Here is a 22,989-nt window from a genome sequence, read left to right as displayed (position 1 = left end):
GGGGGTGGTGGCGGTGTGGGTCGCGACCCACCCCCCCCCCCCCCGGGGGGGGGGGGGGCCCCCCCCCCCCCCTCGACTCTGTTGTGGGAGGAAGAACGGTGGGACGACGGGTTGCCGTGGAGATCGCGGTGCAGGATCCTGCGGGAGTGCGAACGGCGCTCGCCGCCGGCGCAGACCGGATCGAACTGTGCTCGGCGCTCGGTGTCGGAGGACTGACACCGTCGGCGGGGATGATCGCCACGGCCGTGGCTGCCGCGCGAGCGGCGGGCCGTCCCGGTTTCGTCCACGTCCTGGTGCGCCCGCGCGCCGGAGGATTCGTCTACGACGACGATGAGATCGGCCTGACCGTCGCCGACGTCATCGCCGCACGCCAGGCCGGTGCCTCGGGCGTCGTCGTCGGCGCGCTGAACGCCTCGGGCGGCGTCGATCGCGGCGCGATGGAAGCTCTCGTAGCTGTCGCCGGCCCGCTGGAGGTCACCTTCCATCGGGCGCTCGACGTCGTCGAGGACCCGCTCGCGACCGTCGAGACGCTCATCGATCTGGGCGTCACGCGCATCCTGACCTCGGGGGCCGCTCCTCGCAGTATCGAAGGCACCGAGACCCTGGCCGCGCTCGTCGAGCGTGCGTCCGGCCGCATCCAGATCATGGCCGGGGGAGGTGTGTCGGTCGCCGACATCGCCCGGCTCGCGGCGGCAGGAGTCGACGCTGTGCACCTGTCGGCGAGGTCGACGGTCACCGGGCCGCCGAGCGGGCCCGGAGGCGGCGATTCGACCTACGACGTGACCGACGCCGACATCGCCGAAGCCGCGGTCGCCGCGGTGCGCGCGCTCTGAGACGACCGGTCCCTCCGCCACCGTGCAGCGCGGCGTAACGGTGCGAAACCGGGAAGGCGTGTGCCGGTAAAGTGTCTGGTGACCGCGCCCCAATGACCGTGGCGCCAGCATCCCAAGCCTGCTCCAATCGAAGGAACTGCCACGTGACAAAGCCGGTCGTCCTGATCGCCGAAGAACTTTCGCCCGCCACCGTCGATGCCCTCGGGCCTGACTTCGAGATCCGGTCCGTTGACGGGACCGACCGTCCGGCGCTGCTCTCCGCGCTGGCGGATGCGGATGCGGTGCTCGTGCGGTCTGCGACGAAGGTGGACGCCGAGGCCATCGCCTCCGCCCCGAAGCTGAAGGTCATCGCTCGCGCCGGAGTCGGTCTCGACAACGTGGACATCAAGGCGGCGACCACCGCGGGCGTGATGGTGGTCAACGCTCCGACCTCGAACATCATCTCGGCGGCCGAGCTCACGGTCGGCCACATCCTGAGTCTCGCCCGGCACATCCCGGCCGCGCACAGCTCGCTGGCCCAGGGCCAGTGGAAGCGGTCGAAGTACACCGGCGTCGAGCTCTACGAGAAGACCGTCGGCATCATCGGTCTCGGTCGCATCGGCGCGCTCATCACCGCCCGCCTCCAGGCCTTCGGCACCAAGGTGATCGCTTACGACCCGTATGTGACCTCCGCGCGCGCCCAGCAGCTCGGCGTTCAGCTGGTGACCCTCGACGAGCTGCTCGCCGAATCCGACTTCATCACCATCCACATGCCGAAGACCCCGGAGACGACCGGCATGATCAGCGACGACCAGTTCGCCCTGATGAAGCCGACGGCGTTCATCGTCAACGTGGCCCGAGGCGGCCTGATCGACGAGGACGCCCTCTACCGCGCGCTGACCGCCAATGCGATCGCCGGGGCCGGCCTCGACGTGTTCGTGAGCGAGCCGCCTGCCGAGTCGCCCCTCCTCGACCTGCCCAACGTGGTCGTCACCCCGCACCTCGGCGCCTCGACCGACGAAGCGCAGGAGAAGGCGGGCGTCTCGGTCGCGCGGTCGGTGCGGCTGGCGCTCTCGGGCGAGCTCGTCCCCGACGCCGTCAACGTGGCCGGCGGCGTCATCGACCCGTACGTGAGGCCCGGCATCCCGCTGCTCGAGAAACTCGGCCAGGTGTTCTCGGGTCTCGCGAACAGCCCGCTCACCAGCGTCGACGTCGAGGTCCGCGGCGAGATCGTCGAGTTCGACGTGAGCGTGCTCAAACTGGCCGCGCTCAAGGGCATCTTCACGAACGTCGTCAGCGAGACGGTCTCCTACGTCAACGCTCCGCTCCTCGCCGAACAGCGCGGCATCGAGGTGCGTCTCATCACCGACTCGGTGAGCGAGGAGTACCGCAACCTGATCACCCTCCGCGGCGCGCTGAGCGACGGCTCGCAGATCTCCGTCTCCGGAACGCTGACCGGCACGAAGCAGATCGAGAAGCTGACCGAGATCAACGGCTACGACATCGAGGTGCCGCTCGCCGAGCACCTGATCGTGATGATCTACGACGACCGCCCCGGCATCGTCGCGATCTACGGACACGAGTTCGGCCAGGCGAACATCAACATCGCCGGAATGCAGATCGCCCGCACGTCCGCCGGCGGCAAGGCGCTCAGCGTGCTGACCGTCGACTCGCGCGTGCCCGAAGGGCTGCTCGAGACGGTGCGGATCGCCATCGACGCCGACCTGATGCACGAGATCGACATCACCGAGTCGTAGTCGCTGGGGTAGCCTACGAAATGCCCCGGCTCGTCCGAGAACGTTCGTGGTCGCTGTCGATTCCGGGTGGTCTCGCACGTCGTATGGATGTCAACCGATCCAGACCCAGGGAGTGATGATGGCTGAAGAGTACATTGTGCTGATCCGCGAACCGGAGTGGGACCCCTCAACGGTCTCCGAGGACGACTGGAAGGCCGAAACGGCGGCTCATGCTGCGTTCGCGCAAGCGGTGGCGGATGCCGGAGCGCAGATCCTCGGCGGCGACGCGCTCATGCCCACCTCGACCGCAGTGAAGATCACACCGGGGCGTGACGGCGCTCCCGCCGTCTTCACGGACGGGCCTTTCACCGAGACCAAAGAGTACGTGACCGGCTACTACAAGATCGGTGTCCGCGACGCGGCGCAGGCGCGCGAGCTCGCTGCGCTGGTGCCGACCGGGGGCTGGGTGGAACTCTTCCCGGTCATGGACACCAACTCGATGTAGCGGCATCCGCGCGCGGTGGCCGCAGAATGAAGTGTGACCACCGAGCTCGAGAGTGCGTTCCGCGAGGACTGGCCGATCATCCTCGGCGCCGTCGTGCGGTACACCGGCGACCTCCAGCTCGCGGAGGACTCCGTACAGGAGGCCTTCGTGCGCGCTCTGGCGTCCGAAGCCGACGGTGCCGTGGTGAGCAACCCGTCCGCCTGGATCACGACGGTCGCGCGCCGGATCGCGGTGGACACCATCCGCAAAGGGCAGACGCTGGCCCGTACTCTGCCTGCTCTCGCGACCGAGGCACTGCTGTCGAACGAGATCGTCATGCCAGACGAGACCTTCACTTTCACCGGCGACGAACGCCTGGAGCTCATCCTGCTCGTCTGCCATCCTGACCTGGCCGAGGAGGCGCGCGTCGCGATGGCGCTGCGCTTCGTCTGCGGTGTCGCAACGCGTGACATCGCGGCGGTGTTCCTCGTCTCCGAGAGCACGATGGCGGCCCGGCTGACGCGCGCGAAGAAGCGCATCCGCGACTCCGAGGCGCGTTTCGCGTTCGACGACGAGGCCGCGGTCGCCGCTCGCGTTCCGGATGCGCTCACGACGCTGTACCTCCTCTATACCGTCGGGCACGCGGCTCCCGAGGGCAGTCCGCTGTCGACGAGGGAGTTCCGCAGGGATGCGATCGCCCTCGCCCGCGATCTGGTGCGGCTCGCGCCCTCAGATCCCGAGGCATCCGGTCTTCTCGCGCTCCTCCTTCTGACGGAGGCACGCCAGGGCACCCGTTTCGACGCGGATGGCGAACTCCGGTCCCTGGAGGAAGCCGACCGGGCGGTGTGGGACAGGCGCGCGATCGACGAGGGCGTCGAGCTCGCAACCCGTTCGCTTCCCGGTCGCGGACGCTTCGCTCTGCAGGCGGGGATCGCCGGCCTGCATGCGCTCGCCCCGACCTGGCGGGCCACTGACTGGACCATGGTGGCGCGGTTGTACGACCGCCTCATCGAGGTGTGGCCGTCGCCGTCTGCGCAGCTCAGCCGGATCGTTGCGCGGGGTTACAGTGACGACGTCGGCCCCGAGGCGGCCCTGGCGGAGCTCGACGCCGTCGCCGGCGACCTCGGGCAGCAACTCCGGGGACAGGCGGCGGCGGTGCGCGGCGACCTGTTGCGGCGGTCGGATGCTCCGGAGGCCGCTGTCGTCGCCTACCGTGAGGCCATCTCCGTCGAGCCGAACGACCGGGTCAGGCGTTTCCTCGAGCGGCGGGTCGCCGAACTCGGCGGCTGAGCCGCACCTTCGGATCCGCAGCGCTCAGATGTCGGCGTCGTCGCGACGTTCGGTGGTGTTGTAGCGCAGGCCCGTTGCAGGGTCGATGCCCTCCCGCGTGGTGACCGTCGACCGGCGCTTCCTGACCAGCAGGATGATGCCGAGGATGATGATCAGCACCCCCGCGCCCATGAGGATGTAGCCCATCACCTGCAGGTCGATCCAGGAGGGGCTGACTGTGATGGCGAACGCCAGGATCGCGCCCACCACGAAGAGGAAGATTCCGCCGCCGAGGCTCATGACCTCACCATAACCTGTTGCCCCGGTCAGGACCAGAGTCCGCTGCGCGCACCGGTACGCTGGCTGTACTGGAAGCAGATCTACGCAGGAGTGTCATGCCGCAGTCGTTCAAGCTCGCCGTCATCCCGGGTGATGGCATCGGACCCGAGGTCGTCGCCGAAGCCGTCAAGGTGCTGGATGCGGTGACGGAAGGCACCGACCTCACGTTCGAGAAGACGCATTTCTCGCTCGGCGCAGGGCGCTTCCTCGAGACCGGCGATGTGCTGACCGACGGGGACCTCGCTGCGATCGAGCAGCACGACGCCATTCTGCTCGGCGCGGTCGGCGGCGTGCCCGGCGACCCGCGCCTCGCGAACGCGAACATCGAGCGCGGGTTGCTGCTCCGGCTCCGGTTCTCGCTCGACCACTACGTCAACCTGCGGCCCACCCGCTTGTTCCCGGGCATCGCCAGCCCCCTGGCCGACCCGGGAGAGGTGGACTTCGTGGTGGTCCGGGAAGGAACCGAGGGGCCGTATGTCGGCAACGGCGGTGCGATCCGCGTCGGCACGCCGCACGAGGTGGCGAACGAGGTATCGGTCAACACCGCCTTCGGCGTTGAACGGGTGGTCCGCTACGCGTTCGGGCAGGCCGAGTCGCGCCGCGGCAGGCTGACCCTCGTGCACAAGACCAATGTCCTGACGTTCGCGGGCAGTCTCTGGAAGCGCACGGTCGACGCGGTCGCTGCCGAGCATCCGTCGGTCGTCGTCGACTACCTCCACGTCGACGCCGCCACGATCTTCCTCGTGACGAATCCTGCTAGATTCGACGTGATCGTCACAGACAACCTCTTCGGCGACATCCTCACCGATCTCGCGGCCGCGATCAGCGGCGGCATCGGACTGGCGGCCTCGGGCAACATCAACCCCGAAGGCGATTTCCCCAGCATGTTCGAGCCGGTTCACGGGTCGGCTCCCGACATCGCAGGCCAGCAGAAGGCCGACCCCACTGCAGCGATCCTCTCCGTCGCGCTCCTGCTCCGGCACCTCGGAGCGGCCGATGCCGCAGACCGGGTGGATCGCGCTGTGATCGCCGACCTCGCAGCGAGAGGCCCGTCGCATCGCACGACCGCCGAAATCGGCGACACAATCGCGGCCCTGCTGACGCAGAATTAGTTCACCAGCTCTCAAAGGATCGTCATGACCATTCCCGTAACATCCACCGCACCGGCCGCACTCGAATTCGCCGTGACCCGCAATCTCGCCGCCCGCGGCCGTGGGGAGCGCGAGGAGATCCTGGCGAATCCCGGATTCGGCAACCACTTCACCGACCACATGGTCGACATCTGCTGGTCGGCGAAAGGCGGATGGCATCGTCCACGCGTCTCGCCGTACGGCCCCATCCAGCTCGAACCGTCGGCCGCGGTGCTGCACTACGCGCAGGAAGTGTTCGAGGGGTTGAAGGCCTACCGTCACGAGGACGGCTCGATCTGGACCTTCCGGCCCGAGGCGAATGCCGCGCGCATGCAGCGCTCGGCGCACCGGCTCGCCCTTCCCGAGCTCCCGGTCGAGTACTTCCTGGAGTCGCTGAAGCAGCTCATCGCGGTCGACGGCGACTGGGTTCCGGATGCCGCGGAGACGAGCCTCTACCTGCGGCCCTTCATGTTCGCCAAGGAGGCGTTCCTCGGCGTCCGGCCGGCGAACAAGGTCGCCTACTACGTGATCGCGAGCCCGGCGGGCGCTTACTTCCCCGGGGGCGTCAGCCCGGTGTCGATCTGGCTGTCCGACCACTACTCACGGGCGGGCAAGGGGGGCACCGGCGCGGCCAAGACCGGAGGCAACTACGCGTCGAGCCTGCTCCCGCAGTCGGAGGCGTACGATCACGGATGCGCGCAGGTGCTGTTCCTCGACTCGACCGAAGGCAAGTGGCTCGAGGAACTCGGCGGGATGAACGTGGTGCTGGTCTACAAGGACGGCACGCTCGTGACCCCGCAGTCGGAGAGCATCCTCGAAGGCATCACGCTGAATTCGGTGCTCCAGCTCGCCCGTGACCGCGGCCACAAGGTCGAAGAGCGCCGCGTGTCAATCGACGAGTGGCGCGTCGGCTCCGAGTCGGGCGACATCGTCGAGGTCTTCGCGTGCGGCACAGCAGCGGTCATCACGCCGATCGGCGAACTCAAGGCGGAGGGCTTCACCCTCGGCGACATCACGGCGCCTGCAGGTGAGCTCACGATGTCGCTGCGCGACGAGCTGACCGGCATCCAGTACGGCCGTCGCCCGGACCGCCACAACTGGATGACCCGCCTCGACGGCTGACCTCCCGCCTTTCGTTCGCCGGCTGGTTCAGCGGCGTAGCGCTGACACGACGGCGTCGACGTCGTCCGGGGTGTTCCAGAGGTGGAAGGCGACCCGGGCGCGTCCGGCGCGTCCGGACGCCCGGATGCCCGCAGCGGTGAGGGCAGCCAGGTCGCGCCCGTCCACGTCGTGCCAGGTCACGATCGCCTGGCCTTTCGCTTCGAGATCCAGCCGGGCGCACAGCGCATCGCCGAGCCCGGAGGCGTGCGCCTGCACGGCGTCCAGGTCGAGGCGTCGGAAGACGTCGAGGGCTGCAGCGGTGCCCGGCCAGACCGGCCACGCGGGGGAGACGTCGAACTGGCGGGCATCCGTCGCCAAAGGCATGTCGGGTCCGTAGCAGGACTTCCACGGGTCGTCGCCCGCGTACCAACCAGCCTGGATGGGCCGCAGCACGGGCTGGATGCGTTCGGTGACGACCATGAAGGCGGAGCCGCGTGGTGAGCACAGCCATTTGTAGGCGCTGCAGACGGTGACGTCGAATTCGCCGGCGTCGACGGGCAGCCACCCGGCGGCCTGGGTCACGTCGCAGAGCGTGAAGGCGTCGTTGGCACGTGCGGCGCGCGCGACGGCCTGGGCGTCGGCGATCTCGCCGGTCGCCGACTGGACCAGCGAGAAGGCCACGAGCCACGTTCTCGGTCCGATCTCCTCCGCGAGTCGTGCGAGAGGCACGTGGCGCACGCTCACCCCGCGATGCGCCTGGACGAGGAACGGGAAGACGATGGAGCTGAAGTCTCCGTCGACGCAGACGATCTCCGCACCGTCGGGCGCGGCTGCCGCGACGACGCTCGCGAGCGCGGATACCTGCGATCCGATGGCCACGCGGCTCGGCTCGACGTTGACGAGCTCGGCGAACGACGCACGGGCGGATGCGACCGGGATGTCGTAATCGGCCGCGTGGGTGTGCCCACGCTCCCACGTGTCGAGGTCGGCACGTGACGCCTCGAGCGTCTCGCGGAGCGGGAGGCCTTGCGTGCAGGCTGCAAGGTAGCGCGGCCCCGCAGCGAAGTGGGTGCGCGCCTCTTCGATGGTGATGCGGTCGCTGATGCGGTCGGTGATGCGGTCGGGCGTCCGGGTGGGCATGAACCCAGCGTGAGGCAAACTCATACATTCGACCAGAGCCAGTGTGTGATCGAATCCATTGCTTCACGTTATGATTCGTCGCATGACGCGTACACCGGATGCCATCCACCTCGACCTCGATTCGCACGCGCTCCGAGTCGTGCGCGCCGTCGCCGACCACGGAACGATCACAGGAGCCGCATCCGCCCTCGGGTACAGCCAGCCCGCGATCAGCCAGCACCTGAAACGGCTCGAAGCCCGTATCGGCATGCCGGTGGTCTCCCGGGTGGGCCGGGGGGTTGCGCTCACCGAGGCGGGTCGCGTGCTCGCGCGCCACGCGTCGACCGTGACGACCGCACTCGACGCGGCGGCGGGCGAACTCGCGGATCTCTCGGGACTTCGATCGGGCCGGGTGCGCCTCGCAGCCTTCCCGTCGGCGTCATCGACGATCGTTCCCCGCCTGTTGCGGACCATGGCCGGCACGCATCCCGGCGTGCGGATCACCTACACGGAGGCGGAACCTCCGGAGGCCGTGCAGTCCGTGCGCTCGCAGTCCGCAGACCTCGCGATCACGTTCAGCTACCCGGGCGACCGGGTCGATCCGCACAAGGAGAGCGCTCGCGGACTCGCGGTGGTGCCGGTCTGGTTCGACGAGATGGTGATCGCGCTCCCCGCCGGGCATCCGCTGGCCTCCGAACCCACCGTGGACCTCGCGTCGCTGGCCGACGAGCCGTGGATCGCCGGCTGCCCCCGTTGCCGCGGCCACCTTCTCGAACTGACCGACCAGCGCGACTTCAGCCCGCGCATCGCCTACGAGACCGACAACTTCATCGCCGTGCTGAGCATGGTCGCCGAACGTGTCGGCGTCGCCCTCCTCCCGTCGCTCGCGGTCGCATCCGCCGGCCTTCACCCCGGCGTGGTCATCCGTCCCACCTCGAACCGGGATCATCGCACCGTCAACCTGGTCGGCTCGGTGGGGGCAGACCAGGTTCCCGCGATCGCAGCCGTCGCGGAGGTACTGCTGAATCTGGATGCAAGCGAATGGATGCTCAACCCGGCCGATCGCTAGGCTCGGAGAGTGAAGATCGCACGTTTCAGCCACGAAGGCACGTTGTCCTACGGAATCGTCGACGAGAACGAGCTGGTGGTGCTGGCCGGCGACCCGATGTTCGCCGGCTTCGACACGACCGGTGAGCGCGTTCCCCTGGGCAAGGTCAGCTCGCTGCTCGCGCCCGTGATCCCGCGCTCGAAGGTGGTCGCCGTCGGTAAGAACTACCGCGAGCACGCCGCGGAGATGGGTGGGGAGGCCCCGGAAGCGCCCCTGCTGTTCCTCAAGCCCAACACGGCGGTCATCGGTCCGGGCGACACCATCGTGCTTCCTCCGCAGTCGAAGCAGGTCGACTTCGAGGGGGAACTCGCCGTGGTCATCGGTCGCATCGCCAAGAACGTGTCCGCGCAGAATTTCGCCGACTATGTGTTCGGGTACACGGTCGCCAACGATGTCACGGCACGTGACCTGCAGAAGACCGACGGGCAGTGGGCGCGGGCCAAAGGCTTCGACACGTTCTGCCCGCTCGGGCCGATCATCGAGACGGAGTTCGATCCGTCGCAGGCCACTTTGCGCACACGCGTCAACGGCGAGCTCAAACAGGACGGCGTTCTCACGGACATGGTGCACGGCGTCGCCGAGATCGTCGAATACGCGTCGAGCGTCTGGACGCTTCTTCCCGGCGACGTGATCCTGACCGGCACCCCCGCGGGCGTCGGTCCCATCGTCGACGGGGACACGGTCGAGATCGAGATCTCGGGCATCGGCTCACTGAGCAATCCGGTGCGGGCCAGGGCGCAGTAGCCGCCCAGCAGGCAGTAGCCGCCCCATAGAATGGGCACCGTATGTCTGACTCCACTGCGCATCCCTTCTCAACGGCGACCGGCGCCGACGTCCGCGTTCGCTTCTGCCCGTCGCCGACCGGCACTCCGCACGTCGGCCTGATCCGAACCGCCCTGTTCAACTGGGCCTACGCGCGGCACACCGGCGGCAAACTGATCTTCCGCATCGAAGACACCGACGCTGCCCGCGACAGCGAGGAGAGCTACGCGCAGATCATCGACGCGCTCACCTGGCTCAACCTGAACTGGGATGAGGGCGTCGACGTCGGCGGCCCCGACGGCCCGTACCGCCAGTCGCAGCGTTACGACATCTACCGCGACGTGGTCGAGAAGCTGAAGGCGTCCGGCCACATCTACGAGAGCTTCGCCACCGGCGAGGAGATCGAGGCGCGCAACGTCTCGCTCGGGCGCGACCCGAAGCTCGGCTACGACAACTTCGAGCGCGACCTCACCGACGACCAGCGTGCGGCGTACCGCGCGGAGGGGCGCGAGCCCGCTCTTCGTCTTCGCGTGCCTGACGCCGACCTCAGCTTCCATGATCTGGTTCGCGGCGAGATCACCTTCCCGGCCGGATCGTTCAGCGACTTCGTCGTGGTGCGTCCCAACGGGCATCCGCTCTATCCCTTCGTCAACCCGGTGGACGACGCACTCATGGGCGTGACCCACGTGCTCCGCGGAGAAGACCTGCTCTCCTCGACGCCGCGCCAGATCGCGCTCTACCACGCGCTCATCGACATCGGTCTCACGACGTTCGTCCCGCGCTTCGGTCACCTTCCCTACGTGATGGGCGAGGGCAACAAGAAGCTCTCCAAGCGCGACCCCGAGTCGAACCTCTTCCACCATCGTGACCGCGGATTCATCCCCGAGGGCCTCGTCAACTACCTCGCCCTGCTCGGGTGGTCGCTCACACACGACCGGGACGTTTTCTCCGTCGACGAGATGGTGGCCGCGTTCGACGTAGTGAACGTGAACCCCAACCCCGCGCGGTTCGACGTCAAGAAGGCCGAGTCGATCAACGGCGACCACATCCGCCTGCTCGACGTCGACGACTTCGCCGCGCGCACCGTGCCCTACCTGGTCGCAGCCGACGTGCTCAGCGAACCGGTCAGCGAGCACGACGCCGCGATCCTCGCCGAGGCTGCGCCGCTCGTCCAGGAGCGTGTGCAGCTGCTGGGGGAGACCCCGGGGATGCTCGGGTTCCTGTTCACGGATGCGGACTCCCTGGTCGTCGAGGACGACGCACGTGCATCCCTCCCTGCGAACGCCGGGGAGATCCTCGCCGCGTCGCTCGGCGCCCTCGAGCTCGTGCGCGAAGCCGAGTGGACGCACGACACGATCGAATCCGCGCTGCGGGACGCCCTCATCGAAGGACTCGGACTCAAGCCGCGGGTGGCGTTCGGGCCCCTGCGCGTCGCTGTGTCCGGACGCCGCGTCTCACCTCCGCTCTTCGAGTCGATGCAGATCCTGGGGAAATCCGAGACCCTTGCACGCCTCGACCGTCTCAGCGCGGCACTCGCCGGCTGAGCGGAGGGTGCCATGGCACAGGAGACAGCGGATGTCATCGTCATCGGCGGCGGACCGGCGGGCCTCTCCGCTGCGCTGAATCTCGTTCGCGCGCGGCGCCGCACCCTCGTGATCGACAGCAATCGTCCCCGCAACGCGGCTACGCTGCTGGCGCGCGGATTCCTCACCAGGGACGGCGTCTCGCCGCTCGAGCTCCGCAAGCTGGGCCGTGACGAGGTCGAACGCTACGACGAAGGGGACGTCGCGTTCGCGGTGGTGGACGCTGTTCGCCCCCTCGATGGCCGAGGTTTTCGTGTGACGGCACGCGGTGTTCGCGGTGCCGCCGACATCGACGTGGTCGCGACCGCTGTCGTCATCGCGAGCGGGCTCTCCGAGTCGCTGCCCGCCATCCCGAGCCTCCGGGCGTACTACGGCACCCACCTTCACAGTTGCGTCGAATGCGACGGCTACGAGAAATCGGATGCCGCGCTCGCGCTCATCGGCGAATCCGACGACCTCGCCGAGCGGGCGCTCCTGCTCAGCCAGTGGTCGAGCGACCTCGTCGTCTTCACCAACGGTGTGGGGGCGATCACGGCTGACGACGAGGCGCGCCTGGTCGGGCGTGGTGTCGTCGTGGAGCGTCGCCGGATCGACGACGTCGAGGGGGAGCGAGGCGTCATGACGGGCATCCGCCTGCAGGACGGCACCGTCGTCGAGCGGGTCGGCGGATTCGTCCGGCCGGTATGGACTCCGGCGCTCGACTTTGCGGACGGCCTCGGCCTCGAACGTGATGCCGAAGGCCTCATCGTGGTCGATGCTAAGGGACGCACATCCGTGCCCGGCATGTACGCAGCGGGGGACTCCACACCGCCCGGACCGCAGCAGCTGATCGTCGCTGCGGGGGCCGGAGCAGTCGTCGCAGCGACGGTGAATCGTGACCTGATCGGGCAGTCCATTGCCGAGGCGGCGTCGGTTTTGGCTGCGCCCTCCCAGTAGGCTAAAGTTGACACTCGGCCCGGACTTCGGTGTGGGCCAGTGGGGTATGGTGTAATTGGCAACACGGCTGATTCTGGTTCAGTTGTTCTTGGTTCGAGTCCAGGTACCCCAGCTTTCGAGCTGAATGAAGCCCCCGGTTTTCCGGGGGTTTTTCGTTTGTGCTTCCGCTCCACGACTGGGATCGCCGGTAATGTCCTGCGCAGCGACCTTCGAGAGTGATGTCATTGCATCTCATCGGAAAGCACCCAAGTCCACCGGGTTTATGGCGAGTTTATGGAGAGTTTTTGGACAATTCTGGACGCCTGTAAATACGAAACGCCCCGCACACCAGAGCGGTTAGCGGGGCGTTTTCGATGGACGTCAGTCAGCGAAGCTTGACACTTCCTGCGAGAGTGCTGCGCAGCGCGAGTCGCCGCGATCACCGGCAACGGCGTCGCCCGCGGTTCGCCCGTTTGAGGCGCGGTAGCGCTCGGGCCCAGGGCGCCGCGCCGGCCAGGGCGCGGGGCGCGCGGTAGCGCGAACCGGGGTGGGTCGATCGGGTCGGACGGGTGCTTAAGGGTTAATGGAGGCTCGTCGGCTTCGCCTCCTCGCTTCCCTCTACTCCCAACGTCTATTCCGTCAGCACATCCCTCCGCCACTGCTGGTCTGTGGGAGCGTGCACCAGGTCGCGGCCGTTTAGCGGTTCAGGTAGCGTGAGGACGGCACGGCCGATGACTGCCATATCAGCGATCGCGAGGTCACCACACGCGTGCGATAGTGCCGCCACTTCGACGGTCGTCTTCGAGTAGGTGACGGCGAACCCACGGGGCAATTCACAGGTTCCGTTTCCCTGAAGGTAGACAATCTCAAGGTGCCGTCCGTCGAGCGAAATGAACTCCCAAGGCTCGCTTATGAGCGTCCGGGTATCCTGCTGAGTCAAGGTGGGAGCCACGGCGTGCGGAGGAACACCGGTAAACGACGCTGGAACCTTCGTGGCGATTTGCGGGTCAACGTAGGCAGCCCCGTGCCGGATCGGATTGGGCATTGGCGCTGTTGAGACGACGATGCCGATCACCAGGGCCACGAGCGCTACGGCGACGCCTATCGCTACGAGCAGACGCGGGCGCAATCGGGTCGCTTCCATGGCCGCTCCTCACGTGCATCAACGTTGATGGACAGAGCGTAGAGCCCACGGGCTGGTAGCGAGTCGCTGGTTAGCTAATCGTTACCGGCGTTTTCAGCTTCCGCTGAGAGTTTACGGACATTCGCCAAATTGCAGCCCGGAGGAAACATGGAAATTGCAGGTCAACGGTGATTTCCCGAATCGTGGAACCGAGACTCAGTTGTTCTTGGTTCGAGTCCAGGTACCCCAGCTTTCGAGTTGAATGAAGCCCCCGGTTTTCCGGGGGTTTTCGTTTGTAGCGCTTCGTGTCGCACGAGGCAGACGCTGCGATGTTGGAGGCAGCGCCGACCGAGGAACGCTAGACGAACGCAACCGTGCAGCCCCGGATGGAACCTTTTGCGCCCCATCGGACACTTAACGATAGGAGGATAGGGGCCTCCAGCACGTCGGCGTCGGCTGCCGTGATCATGGGGTGGGTTGATCTCTTGGAGGGGTCATGAAGGTTCGGTCGTTCGCATCACTTGTTCTGTCCGTGGTCGTGGTCGCGGTCATGGCGGGGTGTTCCGCCGCCGCGGCCGACTCGCCGGCGCCCACAACAGCGTCCTCGCAAACACCGGCGGTCTCACCGACCCCGACTGACTCAGCCACGCCAACACCGACCGAAACGGCGGCGGCGACCTTGAACGGGTTCGATCTCGCGGCCGTGTACGCGGCGTGTGACGCTGCGGTGCCGGTCAGCGTCTGGGGCGGCCGCGACCCGGTCAAACCTGAGCCGCCCACCGCAGACGCGTTCGGTCAGGCCAGCTCCGACGGGTACGTGAAGGACCACACGAACGGGGACCCGAACGCGATCTACGTCAACGTCACCTACCACTACCCCGAAGGCCCGTACGTTTCGGCGTTGTGCGTCGCCAGCGGCGACCCGGCAGCGCCGACAGTCACGTACATTCGCACGCTCGATTGACGACGATTCGGACTACAGTCAGCACCACGGAGGTCCGACGATGAAGTTCGTTCGAGGTGTTTGGCATGTCCTGGCGGTTGGTTGGCGTATCCTCAGCCGAGCTGTCGAGGTCGTGTTCGATCTCGGTTATGCCTTGAACGGTGGCCATTCCAGCGATCCGAGCGCGCGTGCCATGTTTGAGAAACGAGAAGAGTATCGCCCGTGACGACGCGGCATCGACGAAGGTAGGCAGCCACTCGCGGGAGCCATCATTCCGCGCTGATTACTCCTGCGCCCACTGAGACACTGTGTCTCTGGATTGCGCACCACGATCGAGTCGCGGGTTGCGACCGCGAGGACAGGACGATGAACATGTCTTATCGCGTGATTGTCGGATATCGCCAGCCTTCTGATCCGGCGGCGTTCGATGAGTATTTCCGAACCACGCACGTTCCGATCACCAGTCGAATGCCCGGAATCGTCCGGATGAGCGCAGGCCGCACCGAGTCCTTTGACGGATCCACGCCGGAATTCTACGAGGTCGCGCAGATCCTGTTCGAGTCCAAGGACTCAGCGGTGGCGGCGGTTGGTTCGCCAGAAGGACAGGCCGCCGCCGCAGATATCGGCAACTTCGCCGACGGCGGCTTCGTGATCCTGTTCAGTCCTGAAGAGGTCTCGTTTCCCTGACCTGCCGGCAATAGGGGAGCCGGTGCTGCATCACCAGGGCAGCCGCCGTTCCGGTTCGCTGGCGACGAGGCGGTCCTCCGGAGTGGCAGGTCTGCACGCAGAAGCCTGCGACTATTTGGATCTACCCTGAGGCAGACTGCAGCGTCTATTGTCATCTTCATGAATGATGCTCTGCGGGATGAGGCCAAAGCTGTTCGGCGCTGGAGCCCGCTTGCCGTATTGCTGGTGGCCTGTGGTGCTTTAGCTGCTATCGCGGGTGTCACCTGGACGCTGGCCTCGAACGCATCAGCCGGCAACGTGGTGTTCCGTGCGTCCTCGATTCCCACGCTGCCGGTTCACTCCTACGTCCAGTACACGCAGCACTTCATCGCGCCCGACTCCACAGGGATCCAGTTCGGTCCCCTCGTCGCCGTCCTCGGGCTGATCGTCTTTCTCGTCGGGATCACAGTCGCCGTCACAAAGCGTCGGATCGCGTGAATCGGGCGAGACCGCGCGTTGGCCGAAACGTCACCGTTGCGACCCTGGCCGGGATCGCCACGAGGAACGTCATCGACGTTCACCTTGTCGACACCTACATCGTGCGAGTCGACAGCCAGGGCGATGCGCGTTGGTCGCTCGGGGTCGCCGAAGTGCCCTGAGAGGAGCTCGTCGGCTCGGTAGCATGCAACGCATGGCCATCAAACTGGAGAACGTCGGCATCGCCGTTCGCGACCTCGAAGCGACAATCGCCTTCTTCACCGACCTGGGTCTCACGGTCATCGGCCGTGACACGGTCAGCGGCGAGTGGACCGACACAGCAGTGGGACTCGATGGCAACCACGCCAGAATCGCGATGCTCCAGACACCGGACGGCCACGGTCGCCTCGAGCTCTTCGAGTACCTCCACCCCAAGGCGATCGAGACGGAGCCCACACTCCCCAACGAGATCGGCATGCACCGCGTTGCCTTCTCCGTCGACGACATCGACGAAGCCCTCGAGATCGCCGCGAAGCACGGCTGCCATCCGCTTCGAGGCGTCGCCACCTACGAGGACGTCTACAAGCTGACGTACGTCCGCGGCCCAAGCGGCATCATCGTGATGCTCGCCGAGGAGCTGAAGAAGAACTGACGCAAGCCGATTGGCGGATCACCCGGGGCCGCTCTCCCGACCGCGCAGTTCCGCGACGAGCGCGCGCTGGAAGACGTCATCCTCCGTGTCCGCATCCTTCGAGAACATCGTGCCGCCGGCATGCCGGTCGGCCCGCGCGTTGTAGAACAGGGTGGCGCGGATCTCGTCGGCGGTGACGGTGTCGAGGCGGTCCCGCTCCCACGCCGAACGAACCGGGATGACCGTCTGATGGAAGAGTGCGTCCGGTGTCGCGTCGGCGCCGGTTCTCCCGCTCAGCCACCGGTATCCGTCGAAGGAGTGGGCGAACTCAGCCCACTCGGGTCCGGTCATCGTTACGGGATCGGGGATGTTCGCGGCCATGCGTGCCACCCTAGCCCCCCATCCATGGACCAGCCGGGACCGTAGGACGTCCGCCCCCTTACCCTTACCGCGGTCGGCGCGCATCCTCCAGAGGTCTTTGCGAACTCGAAGGGGATACGGACTGGCGGCCCAGACCCGTCTCGTACAGTCGCCGGATGCCCCCGGTCACACCGGCCGGGGACAACGGAAAGGATCCACGTGAAGAACGACATGAACACCTCCGAGAACACCACCATCCGGACCCGGGGCGCATTCGGCCCGCGACGGCTCGCGGTCGGCGCAGCCTCCGTCCTGGCAGCAGGGGCGCTGGTGTGCGCGGGAGCGCAGGGAGCGATCGCGGCAACAAGCGACACTGCGAATGGTTCCAGCTCCGTCTCGGCCTCCGCATCCGCGGGCCAGGACGGCTTCGATCTCCACGGTCTCTTCTCGGCGCACGGGCACGTGAACGGCGCGAAGGCTCAGGCTCTCGCGAAGCGGATCGTCGCGGACAGGGCCGTCTTCTCCCTCCTGCCGAGCGCGCTGCAGAGCGACCTCACCACGCTGAAAGATGCCCCGCGGCAGCAGCGAACCCACGATGCGGAGAAGATCGTCTCCTCCGCGCTCGCCGGCCGCTACGGAACGGCGATCCAGTCGCTCGCGACGCAGCTGAAGGACAAGGGCAGCGAATCGGGGCTGGCCGACGACCTCCCGTCCCTGGTAAATCAGCTGACCGGCGACATCGACCACCTGGGAGGGTCCCTCGGCTCCGAGGGCGCGCAGGTCGCCAAGGCCGTGACCGGCGATTCGCAGCTCGCCTCGAAGCTGCCGGCCTCGCTTCGCGCCGATCTGTCGACGCTGGCCTCAGCGAACGCCTCAGCGCAGACCGGCGATGTGCAGAAGATCGCGACCACCGCACTGCAGGGCGGCTACGGCGCCCAGGTGCAGCAGCTCGCCAGCCAGATCGGGCAGGAGCTCGTCTCGGGCCACTAGACCCGAGTAATCGCGCGGGGTCCGGCCGAACGGCCGGGCCCCGTTCGCCGTGGGGCGTCACCCGCGCACTCCCGCGAATGGGGCTGATTCACCTTGACGGCCTTCGCATCCGAGTCGTGGACAATGAGAAACGTGACATTCTGGCAGAAGCACAAGCCGACCACGTCGTTGTGGCTGCGGCTGGCGTTCCTCGCCGTCACCACCGTCGTGATCGTCGGGGTCATCATCGCGCTGGCCGACTACCAGCCCCACCCGGCAATTGCCGGGGTTCTCGCCGTGCTGGGGCTCGCGATCTATGCGTTCACGATCTACGGGCTCGTCGTGGAGAACAGGGGGACCGTCGGAGATCGGCCCCGGGCCATGCGAGACGGCCTGCCGGATGCGCAGTTCATCACCTGGCAGTCGCCCGACGGCGAATCGCACGTGGCGACCCGAGTGACCATCGACGGCTCGCCGAAGTGGCGTCATGATGGCGAGACCCTCGACGCAGCGCAGCTCATCGAACTGATCGCCGGCGCTCCCGTCCGGCAGTTGTAGCGCGTATTGTCGCACTATGGTCACGCGTCCGGAGGATGACCGGGCGGCTCGCGCCGCACGCATGGCGCTGTGGGTGTGCGTTCCCGTCCTCGTCGTCGTGAGCCCCGTTGCGATCTACGGCGGCCAGATCCTCGTCGTCTCCGGGGATACCGTCGCCGGTCAGGCGCTCACCATCCTCGGCGCGGTCCTCCTCGTGATGGCGGTGGTCGGTGTCATCGTCCTCATCGTCACCCGCCGGCGGAAGTGACCCGGCCCTGACCGTCCCGGTTTCACTGGAAGTCGTCGGCGCGCGATCCTAGGCTGGATGACGTGGCCGGCAAGAAGAATCGGAGCGACCCGCGGCTGAACGTCGCCCGCTACCAGGTCGACCAGCTCGCGGGCATCCGGAATCCTGAACGTGACGACGACGACGACACGAACACGGCCGGGCAGTCATCCATGGACCAGCGCGCACAGTTCGTCGAGATCTCGATCGCACAGGCGATGCGTCGCGGCGATTTCGACAACCTTCCCGGTGCGGGAAAGCCGCTGACGAACCTGCACGAGATCCATGATCCGAACTGGTGGATCCGCAAGAAGATCGAACGAGAGAGCCTGACGGGCCTCGGACCTCCGGCGCTGACGCTGAGGACCGAGGACGCGACCCTCGACCAGCGCCTGGACGCTGCGCCATCCGAGGGAGCCGTGAGAGAACTGCTGGAGGATTTCAACCTCCGCATCATCGAGGCCAGACGGCAGCTTCAGGGCGGCCCGCCCGTCGTCACCCCGGTGCGGGATGTGGATGCGGAACTCTCGGCGTGGCGTGCGCGGCGCGAGGAGCGCTACCGCGTTGCGGCCGAGGCGCGGGAACGGGAGGCCGCGGAACGGGCCGCGATGACGTGGCGTGAGCGTCGCCGGCACCGCCGGGCGAGCCGTACGGACTGACCGGCGGCCGCGGTCACGCGATCGAACGCGTCAGGCCGTCTGCTGGAATTCGGCGAAATAGGTGATGTGGCAGCCGTCGCCTCCGCACTCCACACAGGCCCGCACCTCGATGCTGTCCTGATCGGGGTCGGCACCCGTGCCGTCGCACCGTTCGCAGATGATCAACGTCTTCATGCCACCGATTGTGCGCTCGCATCCGCACACGCGTCGGAGGCTGCTCGGTGTGTCGGAGCTCGCCGCGCCCACCCCTTGCCGAACCGCAGCGGAGCGCGTACGTTCACTCTCCAGCACCTCGAAAATGACAAGACAGGGCCCGCGATGTCGACACTCATCATTCTCAGCTTCGACAAAGAAGCCGAGGCCACCGCCGCTTTCGACAAGGTCCTCGAACTGCACCGGATCGCGCTCATGCGGCTTGCGGATGCTGCCTGGATCGCCGTGGGCAAAGACGGCCACATCGAGCTGAAGACCGCGCCGCACGACCCGGCGGCACCCCTCGATGCGACTGAGGGGGCTGCCTTCGGCCAGATCCTGGGTGCCCTCGTCACGGCGCCGATCGAGGGCTTCGCTGTGGGCGGCACAATCGGAGCGATCTTCAAGGCGATGGAGACGAGCGACGACACGGTGGATGAGGACATCCGCAAGCAGATCACCAAAGCGCTTCGCCCGGGAGCGTGGGCCGTCGTCGCGTACGCCACACAGGTCGCCCTCGGTGAGATCCGCCGGCAGTTCAGTGAGTCGGACGGCTCCCTGATTGCGGTGGAGCTCGACGGTACAGCGCAGGCGGATCTCGCCCGCGACGGCGGCATCGAAGTCTGAACGAGCGCGTGCCGGGCGGGCTAGACTTCGCGTCATGAGCCAGGTCGAAGCAGGAATCGTCTCATACACGCTCTCGAGCGACTACTACGCCCAGGTCGGTGCGGATTTCGATACCGAGGCGGTCGACGACGCGATCCTCGCGGAGTTGAATCGGATGCTCCCGCTCGGGATCATCGTCGAACGCAACGGTCGCATCCTCGCCGACGAGGACAAGGAGAGCGAGGCGCGGTCCATCGACTGGGCTGCTCTCCTCAAGCGCATCGACGTCGACCAGATCCTCGCAGACCACCCGCGCTGACGCGGCCGTGTAGGCACTACAGGTCGAGCGTGTCGCCCGGCTCGAGGGGGAAGAACTCGCCGCCGTTCTGCTCGGTCGCCCACTGGATCCGGGCGTTCGCCATATCCTTGCCGGCGCGCGACAGCACCATCTCGTGGGTGGGGAAGCTGCGTTTCGGCTTGACCGCGAGCACGTAGTCGATGGTCTCGGCGATCTTCAGCCAGGGAGCGCCGGCCGGCACGGCCAGGGTGTCGACCTCGACCCCTTCGGGGATCGTGAAGGAGTCGCCCGCGTAGTAGAGCTCGTCGTTGACCAGCACCCCGAGGTTGTCGACGACGGGGATGCTCGAGTGGATGACCGCATGCTTGCCCCCGAAGAAGCGGAGGGTGAACGGTCCTGCGGTCACGACATCGCCTGCGTTCACGACGGTGACATTGATGCCGGTCGCGGCCGAAGCGACACCGGCGGGCGCGTAGATCGGAACGTCCGGGTTCAGGTCGAGGATGCGCCCCAGCTGTTCCGGCGTCCAGTGGTCGGCGTGCTCGTGCGTGATGACGACGGCTTCGGCTCCTTCGGTGGACGTCAGGGGAGTCGTGAACGAGCCCGGATCGATGAAGAGCCTCTTTCCGACTTCTTCGAGGATCAGCGCGGCATGTTCGAGTTTCGTCAGTCTCATAGTCTGAGCCAACACCCATCGGCAGAACGCTGCAACTTGAGGAATATACCCCCTAGGGGTACCGTTGTCGGTGCATATGGACGAGATGACGCACGCACACCACGAATCCGAGGCCGCTGGCCTGCACGAGCATGCCGAGCATGACGAGCATGACGCGCATGCCGGGCACGACGAGCATGCCGGGCACGAGGACCACGGCTCGCACGGCGACCACTCGGCACACGACCCGGCAATCTTCCGCCGCAAGTTCTGGGTATCGCTCGCCCTGACCGTTCCGACCCTCGTCTTCTCCCGCGGGCTTCAGCAGATCCTGGGCCTCGACGGGCCCCGATTCCCGGGCAGCCAGTACATCCCTGCGGTCTTCGGCGTCGCGATCTTCGTCTACGGGGGCATGGTCTTCCTTCGCGGTGCCGTCGCAGAACTCCGCGACCGGCAGCCCGGCATGATGACACTCATCTCCCTGGCGATCGTGGTCGCCTTCGGGTACAGCCTCGCTGTCACGTTCGGCCTCTCGGGCATGGACTTCTGGTGGGAGTTGTCGACGCTCATCACGATCATGCTCCTCGGGCACTGGATCGAGATGTCCGCCGTGATGGGGGCGCAGAACGCACTGGGACAGCTGGCGAAACTCCTGCCCGACCAGGCGGAGCGCGTGCTCGGGGGATCCGGCTCCGAACGCACCGAGACCGTGCCGGTGAGTGCTCTTTCGGTCGGCGAGCTCGTGCGTGTGCGGCCGGGCTCCGCCGTGCCGGTCGACGGGGTGATCGTCGAGGGCGAGTCCGACCTCGACGAATCGCTGCTGACCGGAGAGTCGAAGCCCATCGCACGCTCGACCGGCGACGACGTCGTGGCCGGCAGCATGTCCGGCAGCGGATCCCTTGTCGTGCGTGTCACGAGGCTCGGCGGCGACACGGCGCTCGCCGGGATCATGCGACTCGTCGCGGACGCGCAGGCCAGTAAGTCCAAGACTCAGATCCTGGCCGACCGCGCTGCCGCGTGGCTCTTCTATGTCGCGCTGGGCTCGGCGCTCGTCACGCTCGTGGTCTGGGCGTTCCTCGCTCCCGGAGACCCCGCTTTCGTGCTGGAGAGGGTGGTGACCGTGCTCGTCATCGCGTGCCCGCACGCACTCGGCCTGGCCATCCCTCTCGTCGCACAGATCTCAACGGTGCTGGGGGCCAGGAACGGCCTGCTCATCCGCGACCGGCACGCGATGGAGGACGCCCGCCTCATCGATGTCGTCCTCTTCGACAAGACCGGAACGCTGACCGAAGGCCGGCAGGGCGTCGTGTCGGTCGTTCCGGCAGAGGGGGAGAGCGCGGATGAGGTGCTCGCGATCGCGGCGTCGGTCGAACGGCTCTCCGAGCATCCGATCGCTCGTGCCATCGCGGCGGCGGCCGACGATCGCGGTCTTGCCGTCAGGCGGGCGACGGGGTTCGAGGCGCAGGCCGGTCGCGGCGCATCCGCCCTCGTCGACGGCGCCACCGTCACCGTGGGGGCGCCTCGCGTCCTCACCGAGCGCGCACTGACGCCCACCGCCGAACTCGTCAACGCCGCCCGGGATGCCGCCCGCGATGCCCAGACGGTGGTGTTCGTGGTCCGCGACGACGAAGTGATCGGTCTCATCGTGCTCGCAGATGTGGTGCGGCCCGAGTCTGTGGAGGCTGTGAACACGCTTCGCGGCCGGGGAATCCGTGTTGCGATGCTCACCGGCGACTCGTGGGACGTCGGCAACGCCGTCGCTCGGCAGCTCGGGATCGAGGAAGTCTTCGCAGAGGTTCTGCCGGGCGACAAGTCGGGCACGGTCGCGAGTCTGCAGCGCGACGGATCCCGCGTCGCGATGGTCGGGGACGGCGTGAACGATGCTCCCGCACTGGCGCAGGCGGATGTCGGGATTGCGATCGGGGCCGGGACGGATGTGGCGATCGAGTCCGCCGGCATCGTGCTGGCATCCAGCGACCCCCGCGGCGTGGCCAAGGTCATCCGACTGTCGCGTGCCACCTATCGCAAGATGCTGCAGAATCTCGCGTGGGCGACCGGCTACAACGTGATCGCGATCCCCCTGGCGGCGGGGGTGACCATCGGCCTGGGCTTCGTCGTCTCGCCGGCCCTCGGGGCTGTGCTCATGTCGGTATCGACCATCATGGTCGCCCTCAACGCCCAGTTGCTGCGCCGCACCCGGCTCGACTGATCGCGCGGCGCGCCGAACAG

Annotated in this window: 28 protein-coding genes and 1 tRNA gene; 23 read left to right on the top strand and 6 right to left on the bottom strand. The window is 67.2% G+C overall.

The features are described 5' to 3' along the window. Positions 1-98: 98 nt before the first annotated feature. The 4 genes from G3T36_RS12865 (at position 99) to G3T36_RS12850 (ending at position 4,322) form a co-directional block, all read left to right on the top strand. Positions 99-833 (top strand): copper homeostasis protein CutC, encoded by a 735-nt coding sequence (locus tag G3T36_RS12865; RefSeq protein WP_163290137.1) that lies wholly within the window; start codon positions 99-101, stop codon positions 831-833. A 143-nt stretch (positions 834-976) separates the two neighbouring features. After that, entirely contained in the window at positions 977-2,569 is a 1,593-nt protein-coding gene (gene serA / locus G3T36_RS12860) for a phosphoglycerate dehydrogenase (protein WP_163290136.1), read from the top strand. Positions 2,570-2,687: 118 nt separating this feature from the next. Further along, entirely contained in the window at positions 2,688-3,053 is a 366-nt protein-coding gene (locus tag G3T36_RS12855; protein ID WP_163290135.1) for a YciI family protein, read from the top strand. Between the two features lie 33 nt (positions 3,054-3,086). After that, a complete protein-coding gene (locus G3T36_RS12850) occupies positions 3,087-4,322 on the top strand; it encodes a sigma-70 family RNA polymerase sigma factor (protein ID WP_163290134.1) in 1,236 nt (411 codons plus the stop codon). A gap of 24 nt (positions 4,323-4,346) precedes the next feature. Here the strand turns inward: G3T36_RS12850 and G3T36_RS12845 are convergent, their stop codons facing one another. Then, the gene (locus G3T36_RS12845; RefSeq protein ID WP_163290133.1) at positions 4,347-4,601 is read right to left on the bottom strand and encodes a DUF6458 family protein; all 255 of its coding nucleotides are present in this window, start codon (positions 4,599-4,601) and stop codon (positions 4,347-4,349) included. A gap of 95 nt (positions 4,602-4,696) precedes the next feature. On the opposite strand from G3T36_RS12845, the gene G3T36_RS12840 reads away from it, so the two are divergent. Both G3T36_RS12840 and G3T36_RS12835 read left to right on the top strand, forming a co-directional pair. Continuing rightward, the gene (locus G3T36_RS12840) at positions 4,697-5,752 is read left to right on the top strand and encodes a 3-isopropylmalate dehydrogenase (RefSeq protein WP_163290132.1); all 1,056 of its coding nucleotides are present in this window, start codon (positions 4,697-4,699) and stop codon (positions 5,750-5,752) included. A 24-nt stretch (positions 5,753-5,776) separates the two neighbouring features. Further along, positions 5,777-6,892, top strand: a complete 1,116-nt coding sequence (locus G3T36_RS12835) for a branched-chain amino acid aminotransferase (RefSeq protein WP_163290131.1) — start codon at positions 5,777-5,779, stop codon at positions 6,890-6,892. Between the two features lie 27 nt (positions 6,893-6,919). Here the strand turns inward: G3T36_RS12835 and G3T36_RS12830 are convergent, their stop codons facing one another. Next, positions 6,920-8,011 carry an aminotransferase class V-fold PLP-dependent enzyme gene (locus G3T36_RS12830; protein ID WP_163290130.1) on the bottom strand — a complete coding sequence of 364 codons (1,092 nt, stop codon included), beginning with the start codon at positions 8,009-8,011 and terminating at the stop codon, positions 6,920-6,922. A gap of 82 nt (positions 8,012-8,093) precedes the next feature. Between G3T36_RS12830 and G3T36_RS12825 the strand changes: the two genes are divergently transcribed. From G3T36_RS12825 to G3T36_RS12805, 5 genes are all read left to right on the top strand, one after another. Next, a complete protein-coding gene (locus G3T36_RS12825; RefSeq protein ID WP_163290129.1) occupies positions 8,094-9,059 on the top strand; it encodes a LysR family transcriptional regulator in 966 nt (321 codons plus the stop codon). Positions 9,060-9,068: 9 nt separating this feature from the next. Then, complete coding sequence (locus tag G3T36_RS12820) at positions 9,069-9,842, top strand: fumarylacetoacetate hydrolase family protein (protein WP_163290128.1); 774 nt, start codon at positions 9,069-9,071, stop codon at positions 9,840-9,842. Between the two features lie 41 nt (positions 9,843-9,883). Beyond that, a complete protein-coding gene (gene gltX / locus G3T36_RS12815) occupies positions 9,884-11,404 on the top strand; it encodes a glutamate--tRNA ligase (RefSeq protein ID WP_163290127.1) in 1,521 nt (506 codons plus the stop codon). Between the two features lie 12 nt (positions 11,405-11,416). Next, positions 11,417-12,379, top strand: a complete 963-nt coding sequence (locus tag G3T36_RS12810; RefSeq protein WP_163290126.1) for an NAD(P)/FAD-dependent oxidoreductase — start codon at positions 11,417-11,419, stop codon at positions 12,377-12,379. Between the two features lie 40 nt (positions 12,380-12,419). Next, positions 12,420-12,491: transfer RNA gene (locus tag G3T36_RS12805), tRNA-Gln, on the top strand. Between the two features lie 498 nt (positions 12,492-12,989). Here G3T36_RS12805 and G3T36_RS12800 read toward each other — a convergent pair. Then, entirely contained in the window at positions 12,990-13,502 is a 513-nt protein-coding gene (locus tag G3T36_RS12800; protein WP_163290125.1) for a hypothetical protein, read from the bottom strand. 475 nt (positions 13,503-13,977) lie between these two features. Between G3T36_RS12800 and G3T36_RS12795 the strand changes: the two genes are divergently transcribed. The 5 genes from G3T36_RS12795 to G3T36_RS12775 all read left to right on the top strand — a co-directional run bounded on the left by G3T36_RS12795 (position 13,978) and on the right by G3T36_RS12775 (position 16,219). Next, positions 13,978-14,445, top strand: a complete 468-nt coding sequence (locus tag G3T36_RS12795; RefSeq protein WP_163290124.1) for a hypothetical protein — start codon at positions 13,978-13,980, stop codon at positions 14,443-14,445. Positions 14,446-14,790: 345 nt separating this feature from the next. Next, positions 14,791-15,111, top strand: coding sequence for an EthD family reductase (locus G3T36_RS12790; RefSeq protein ID WP_205245057.1), 321 nt, complete (start codon positions 14,791-14,793; stop codon positions 15,109-15,111). Between the two features lie 159 nt (positions 15,112-15,270). Beyond that, positions 15,271-15,588, top strand: coding sequence for a hypothetical protein (locus G3T36_RS12785; RefSeq protein ID WP_163290123.1), 318 nt, complete (start codon positions 15,271-15,273; stop codon positions 15,586-15,588). After that, complete coding sequence (locus tag G3T36_RS12780) at positions 15,585-15,749, top strand: hypothetical protein (protein WP_163290122.1); 165 nt, start codon at positions 15,585-15,587, stop codon at positions 15,747-15,749. Before G3T36_RS12785 ends, G3T36_RS12780 begins: the two co-directional genes overlap by 4 nt. A 32-nt stretch (positions 15,750-15,781) precedes the next feature. Beyond that, complete coding sequence (locus tag G3T36_RS12775) at positions 15,782-16,219, top strand: VOC family protein (RefSeq protein ID WP_163290121.1); 438 nt, start codon at positions 15,782-15,784, stop codon at positions 16,217-16,219. Positions 16,220-16,237: 18 nt separating this feature from the next. Here G3T36_RS12775 and G3T36_RS12770 read toward each other — a convergent pair whose 3' ends face one another. Continuing rightward, positions 16,238-16,579: a hypothetical protein gene (locus tag G3T36_RS12770; protein ID WP_163290120.1), complete on the bottom strand. Its 342-nt coding sequence runs from the start codon at positions 16,577-16,579 to the stop codon at positions 16,238-16,240. 198 nt (positions 16,580-16,777) lie between these two features. On the opposite strand from G3T36_RS12770, the gene G3T36_RS12765 reads away from it, so the two are divergent. The 4 genes from G3T36_RS12765 to G3T36_RS12750 all read left to right on the top strand — a co-directional run bounded on the left by G3T36_RS12765 (position 16,778) and on the right by G3T36_RS12750 (position 19,009). Further along, entirely contained in the window at positions 16,778-17,548 is a 771-nt protein-coding gene (locus tag G3T36_RS12765; RefSeq protein ID WP_163290119.1) for a hypothetical protein, read from the top strand. Positions 17,549-17,680: 132 nt separating this feature from the next. Next, positions 17,681-18,085, top strand: coding sequence for a hypothetical protein (locus G3T36_RS12760; RefSeq protein ID WP_163290118.1), 405 nt, complete (start codon positions 17,681-17,683; stop codon positions 18,083-18,085). 16 nt (positions 18,086-18,101) lie between these two features. Then, complete coding sequence (locus G3T36_RS12755) at positions 18,102-18,332, top strand: hypothetical protein (RefSeq protein ID WP_163290117.1); 231 nt, start codon at positions 18,102-18,104, stop codon at positions 18,330-18,332. 62 nt (positions 18,333-18,394) lie between these two features. Then, the gene (locus tag G3T36_RS12750; protein ID WP_338031572.1) at positions 18,395-19,009 is read left to right on the top strand and encodes a DnaJ family domain-containing protein; all 615 of its coding nucleotides are present in this window, start codon (positions 18,395-18,397) and stop codon (positions 19,007-19,009) included. Between the two features lie 30 nt (positions 19,010-19,039). Here G3T36_RS12750 and G3T36_RS19535 read toward each other — a convergent pair whose 3' ends face one another. Further along, on the bottom strand, positions 19,040-19,183 hold the full coding sequence (locus tag G3T36_RS19535; RefSeq protein WP_193571087.1) for a hypothetical protein: 144 nt from the start codon (positions 19,181-19,183) through the stop codon (positions 19,040-19,042). A gap of 144 nt (positions 19,184-19,327) precedes the next feature. Here G3T36_RS19535 and G3T36_RS12745 point away from each other — a divergent pair, with 144 nt between their 5' ends. Continuing rightward, on the top strand, positions 19,328-19,828 hold the full coding sequence (locus tag G3T36_RS12745) for a DUF1269 domain-containing protein (protein WP_163290116.1): 501 nt from the start codon (positions 19,328-19,330) through the stop codon (positions 19,826-19,828). A 34-nt stretch (positions 19,829-19,862) separates the two neighbouring features. Continuing rightward, entirely contained in the window at positions 19,863-20,126 is a 264-nt protein-coding gene (locus tag G3T36_RS12740; RefSeq protein ID WP_163290115.1) for a hypothetical protein, read from the top strand. A 16-nt stretch (positions 20,127-20,142) separates the two neighbouring features. On the opposite strand, the gene G3T36_RS12735 is transcribed toward G3T36_RS12740, so the two are convergent. Beyond that, positions 20,143-20,781 carry an MBL fold metallo-hydrolase gene (locus tag G3T36_RS12735; RefSeq protein WP_163290114.1) on the bottom strand — a complete coding sequence of 213 codons (639 nt, stop codon included), beginning with the start codon at positions 20,779-20,781 and terminating at the stop codon, positions 20,143-20,145. A gap of 76 nt (positions 20,782-20,857) precedes the next feature. Here G3T36_RS12735 and G3T36_RS12730 point away from each other — a divergent pair, with 76 nt between their 5' ends. After that, positions 20,858-22,969 carry a heavy metal translocating P-type ATPase gene (locus G3T36_RS12730; protein WP_163290113.1) on the top strand — a complete coding sequence of 704 codons (2,112 nt, stop codon included), beginning with the start codon at positions 20,858-20,860 and terminating at the stop codon, positions 22,967-22,969. The last annotated feature ends 20 nt before the right edge of the window (positions 22,970-22,989 follow it).

It is taken from the genome of Leifsonia tongyongensis, assembly GCF_010686705.1.
GTDB classification, from domain to species: domain Bacteria; phylum Actinomycetota; class Actinomycetes; order Actinomycetales; family Microbacteriaceae; genus Diaminobutyricibacter; species Diaminobutyricibacter tongyongensis.
Note: the sequence above shows the minus strand (reverse complement) of the source record. Positions and strands in the feature narration are given on the sequence as shown.

What these genes read in the sequence shown, in the direction of transcription:
- G3T36_RS12855 (WP_163290135.1), top strand. Translation starts at nt 2,688, where the DNA reads ATGGCTGAAGAGTACATTGTGCTGATCCGCGAACCGGAGTGGGACCCC.
- G3T36_RS12845 (WP_163290133.1), bottom strand. Translation starts at nt 4,601, where the DNA reads ATGAGCCTCGGCGGCGGAATCTTCCTCTTCGTGGTGGGCGCGATCCTG.
- G3T36_RS12840 (WP_163290132.1), top strand. Translation starts at nt 4,697, where the DNA reads ATGCCGCAGTCGTTCAAGCTCGCCGTCATCCCGGGTGATGGCATCGGA.
- G3T36_RS12835 (WP_163290131.1), top strand. Translation starts at nt 5,777, where the DNA reads ATGACCATTCCCGTAACATCCACCGCACCGGCCGCACTCGAATTCGCC.
- G3T36_RS12830 (WP_163290130.1), bottom strand. Translation starts at nt 8,011, where the DNA reads ATGCCCACCCGGACGCCCGACCGCATCACCGACCGCATCAGCGACCGC.
- G3T36_RS12825 (WP_163290129.1), top strand. Translation starts at nt 8,094, where the DNA reads ATGACGCGTACACCGGATGCCATCCACCTCGACCTCGATTCGCACGCG.
- gltX (WP_163290127.1), top strand. Translation starts at nt 9,884, where the DNA reads ATGTCTGACTCCACTGCGCATCCCTTCTCAACGGCGACCGGCGCCGAC.
- G3T36_RS12810 (WP_163290126.1), top strand. Translation starts at nt 11,417, where the DNA reads ATGGCACAGGAGACAGCGGATGTCATCGTCATCGGCGGCGGACCGGCG.
- G3T36_RS12800 (WP_163290125.1), bottom strand. Translation starts at nt 13,502, where the DNA reads ATGGAAGCGACCCGATTGCGCCCGCGTCTGCTCGTAGCGATAGGCGTC.
- G3T36_RS12795 (WP_163290124.1), top strand. Translation starts at nt 13,978, where the DNA reads ATGAAGGTTCGGTCGTTCGCATCACTTGTTCTGTCCGTGGTCGTGGTC.
- G3T36_RS12790 (WP_205245057.1), top strand. Translation starts at nt 14,791, where the DNA reads ATGAACATGTCTTATCGCGTGATTGTCGGATATCGCCAGCCTTCTGAT.
- G3T36_RS12785 (WP_163290123.1), top strand. Translation starts at nt 15,271, where the DNA reads ATGAATGATGCTCTGCGGGATGAGGCCAAAGCTGTTCGGCGCTGGAGC.
- G3T36_RS12775 (WP_163290121.1), top strand. Translation starts at nt 15,782, where the DNA reads ATGGCCATCAAACTGGAGAACGTCGGCATCGCCGTTCGCGACCTCGAA.
- G3T36_RS12770 (WP_163290120.1), bottom strand. Translation starts at nt 16,579, where the DNA reads ATGGCCGCGAACATCCCCGATCCCGTAACGATGACCGGACCCGAGTGG.
- G3T36_RS12755 (WP_163290117.1), top strand. Translation starts at nt 18,102, where the DNA reads ATGGTCACGCGTCCGGAGGATGACCGGGCGGCTCGCGCCGCACGCATG.
- G3T36_RS19535 (WP_193571087.1), bottom strand. Translation starts at nt 19,183, where the DNA reads ATGAAGACGTTGATCATCTGCGAACGGTGCGACGGCACGGGTGCCGAC.
- G3T36_RS12745 (WP_163290116.1), top strand. Translation starts at nt 19,328, where the DNA reads ATGTCGACACTCATCATTCTCAGCTTCGACAAAGAAGCCGAGGCCACC.
- G3T36_RS12740 (WP_163290115.1), top strand. Translation starts at nt 19,863, where the DNA reads ATGAGCCAGGTCGAAGCAGGAATCGTCTCATACACGCTCTCGAGCGAC.
- G3T36_RS12735 (WP_163290114.1), bottom strand. Translation starts at nt 20,781, where the DNA reads ATGAGACTGACGAAACTCGAACATGCCGCGCTGATCCTCGAAGAAGTC.
- G3T36_RS12730 (WP_163290113.1), top strand. Translation starts at nt 20,858, where the DNA reads ATGGACGAGATGACGCACGCACACCACGAATCCGAGGCCGCTGGCCTG.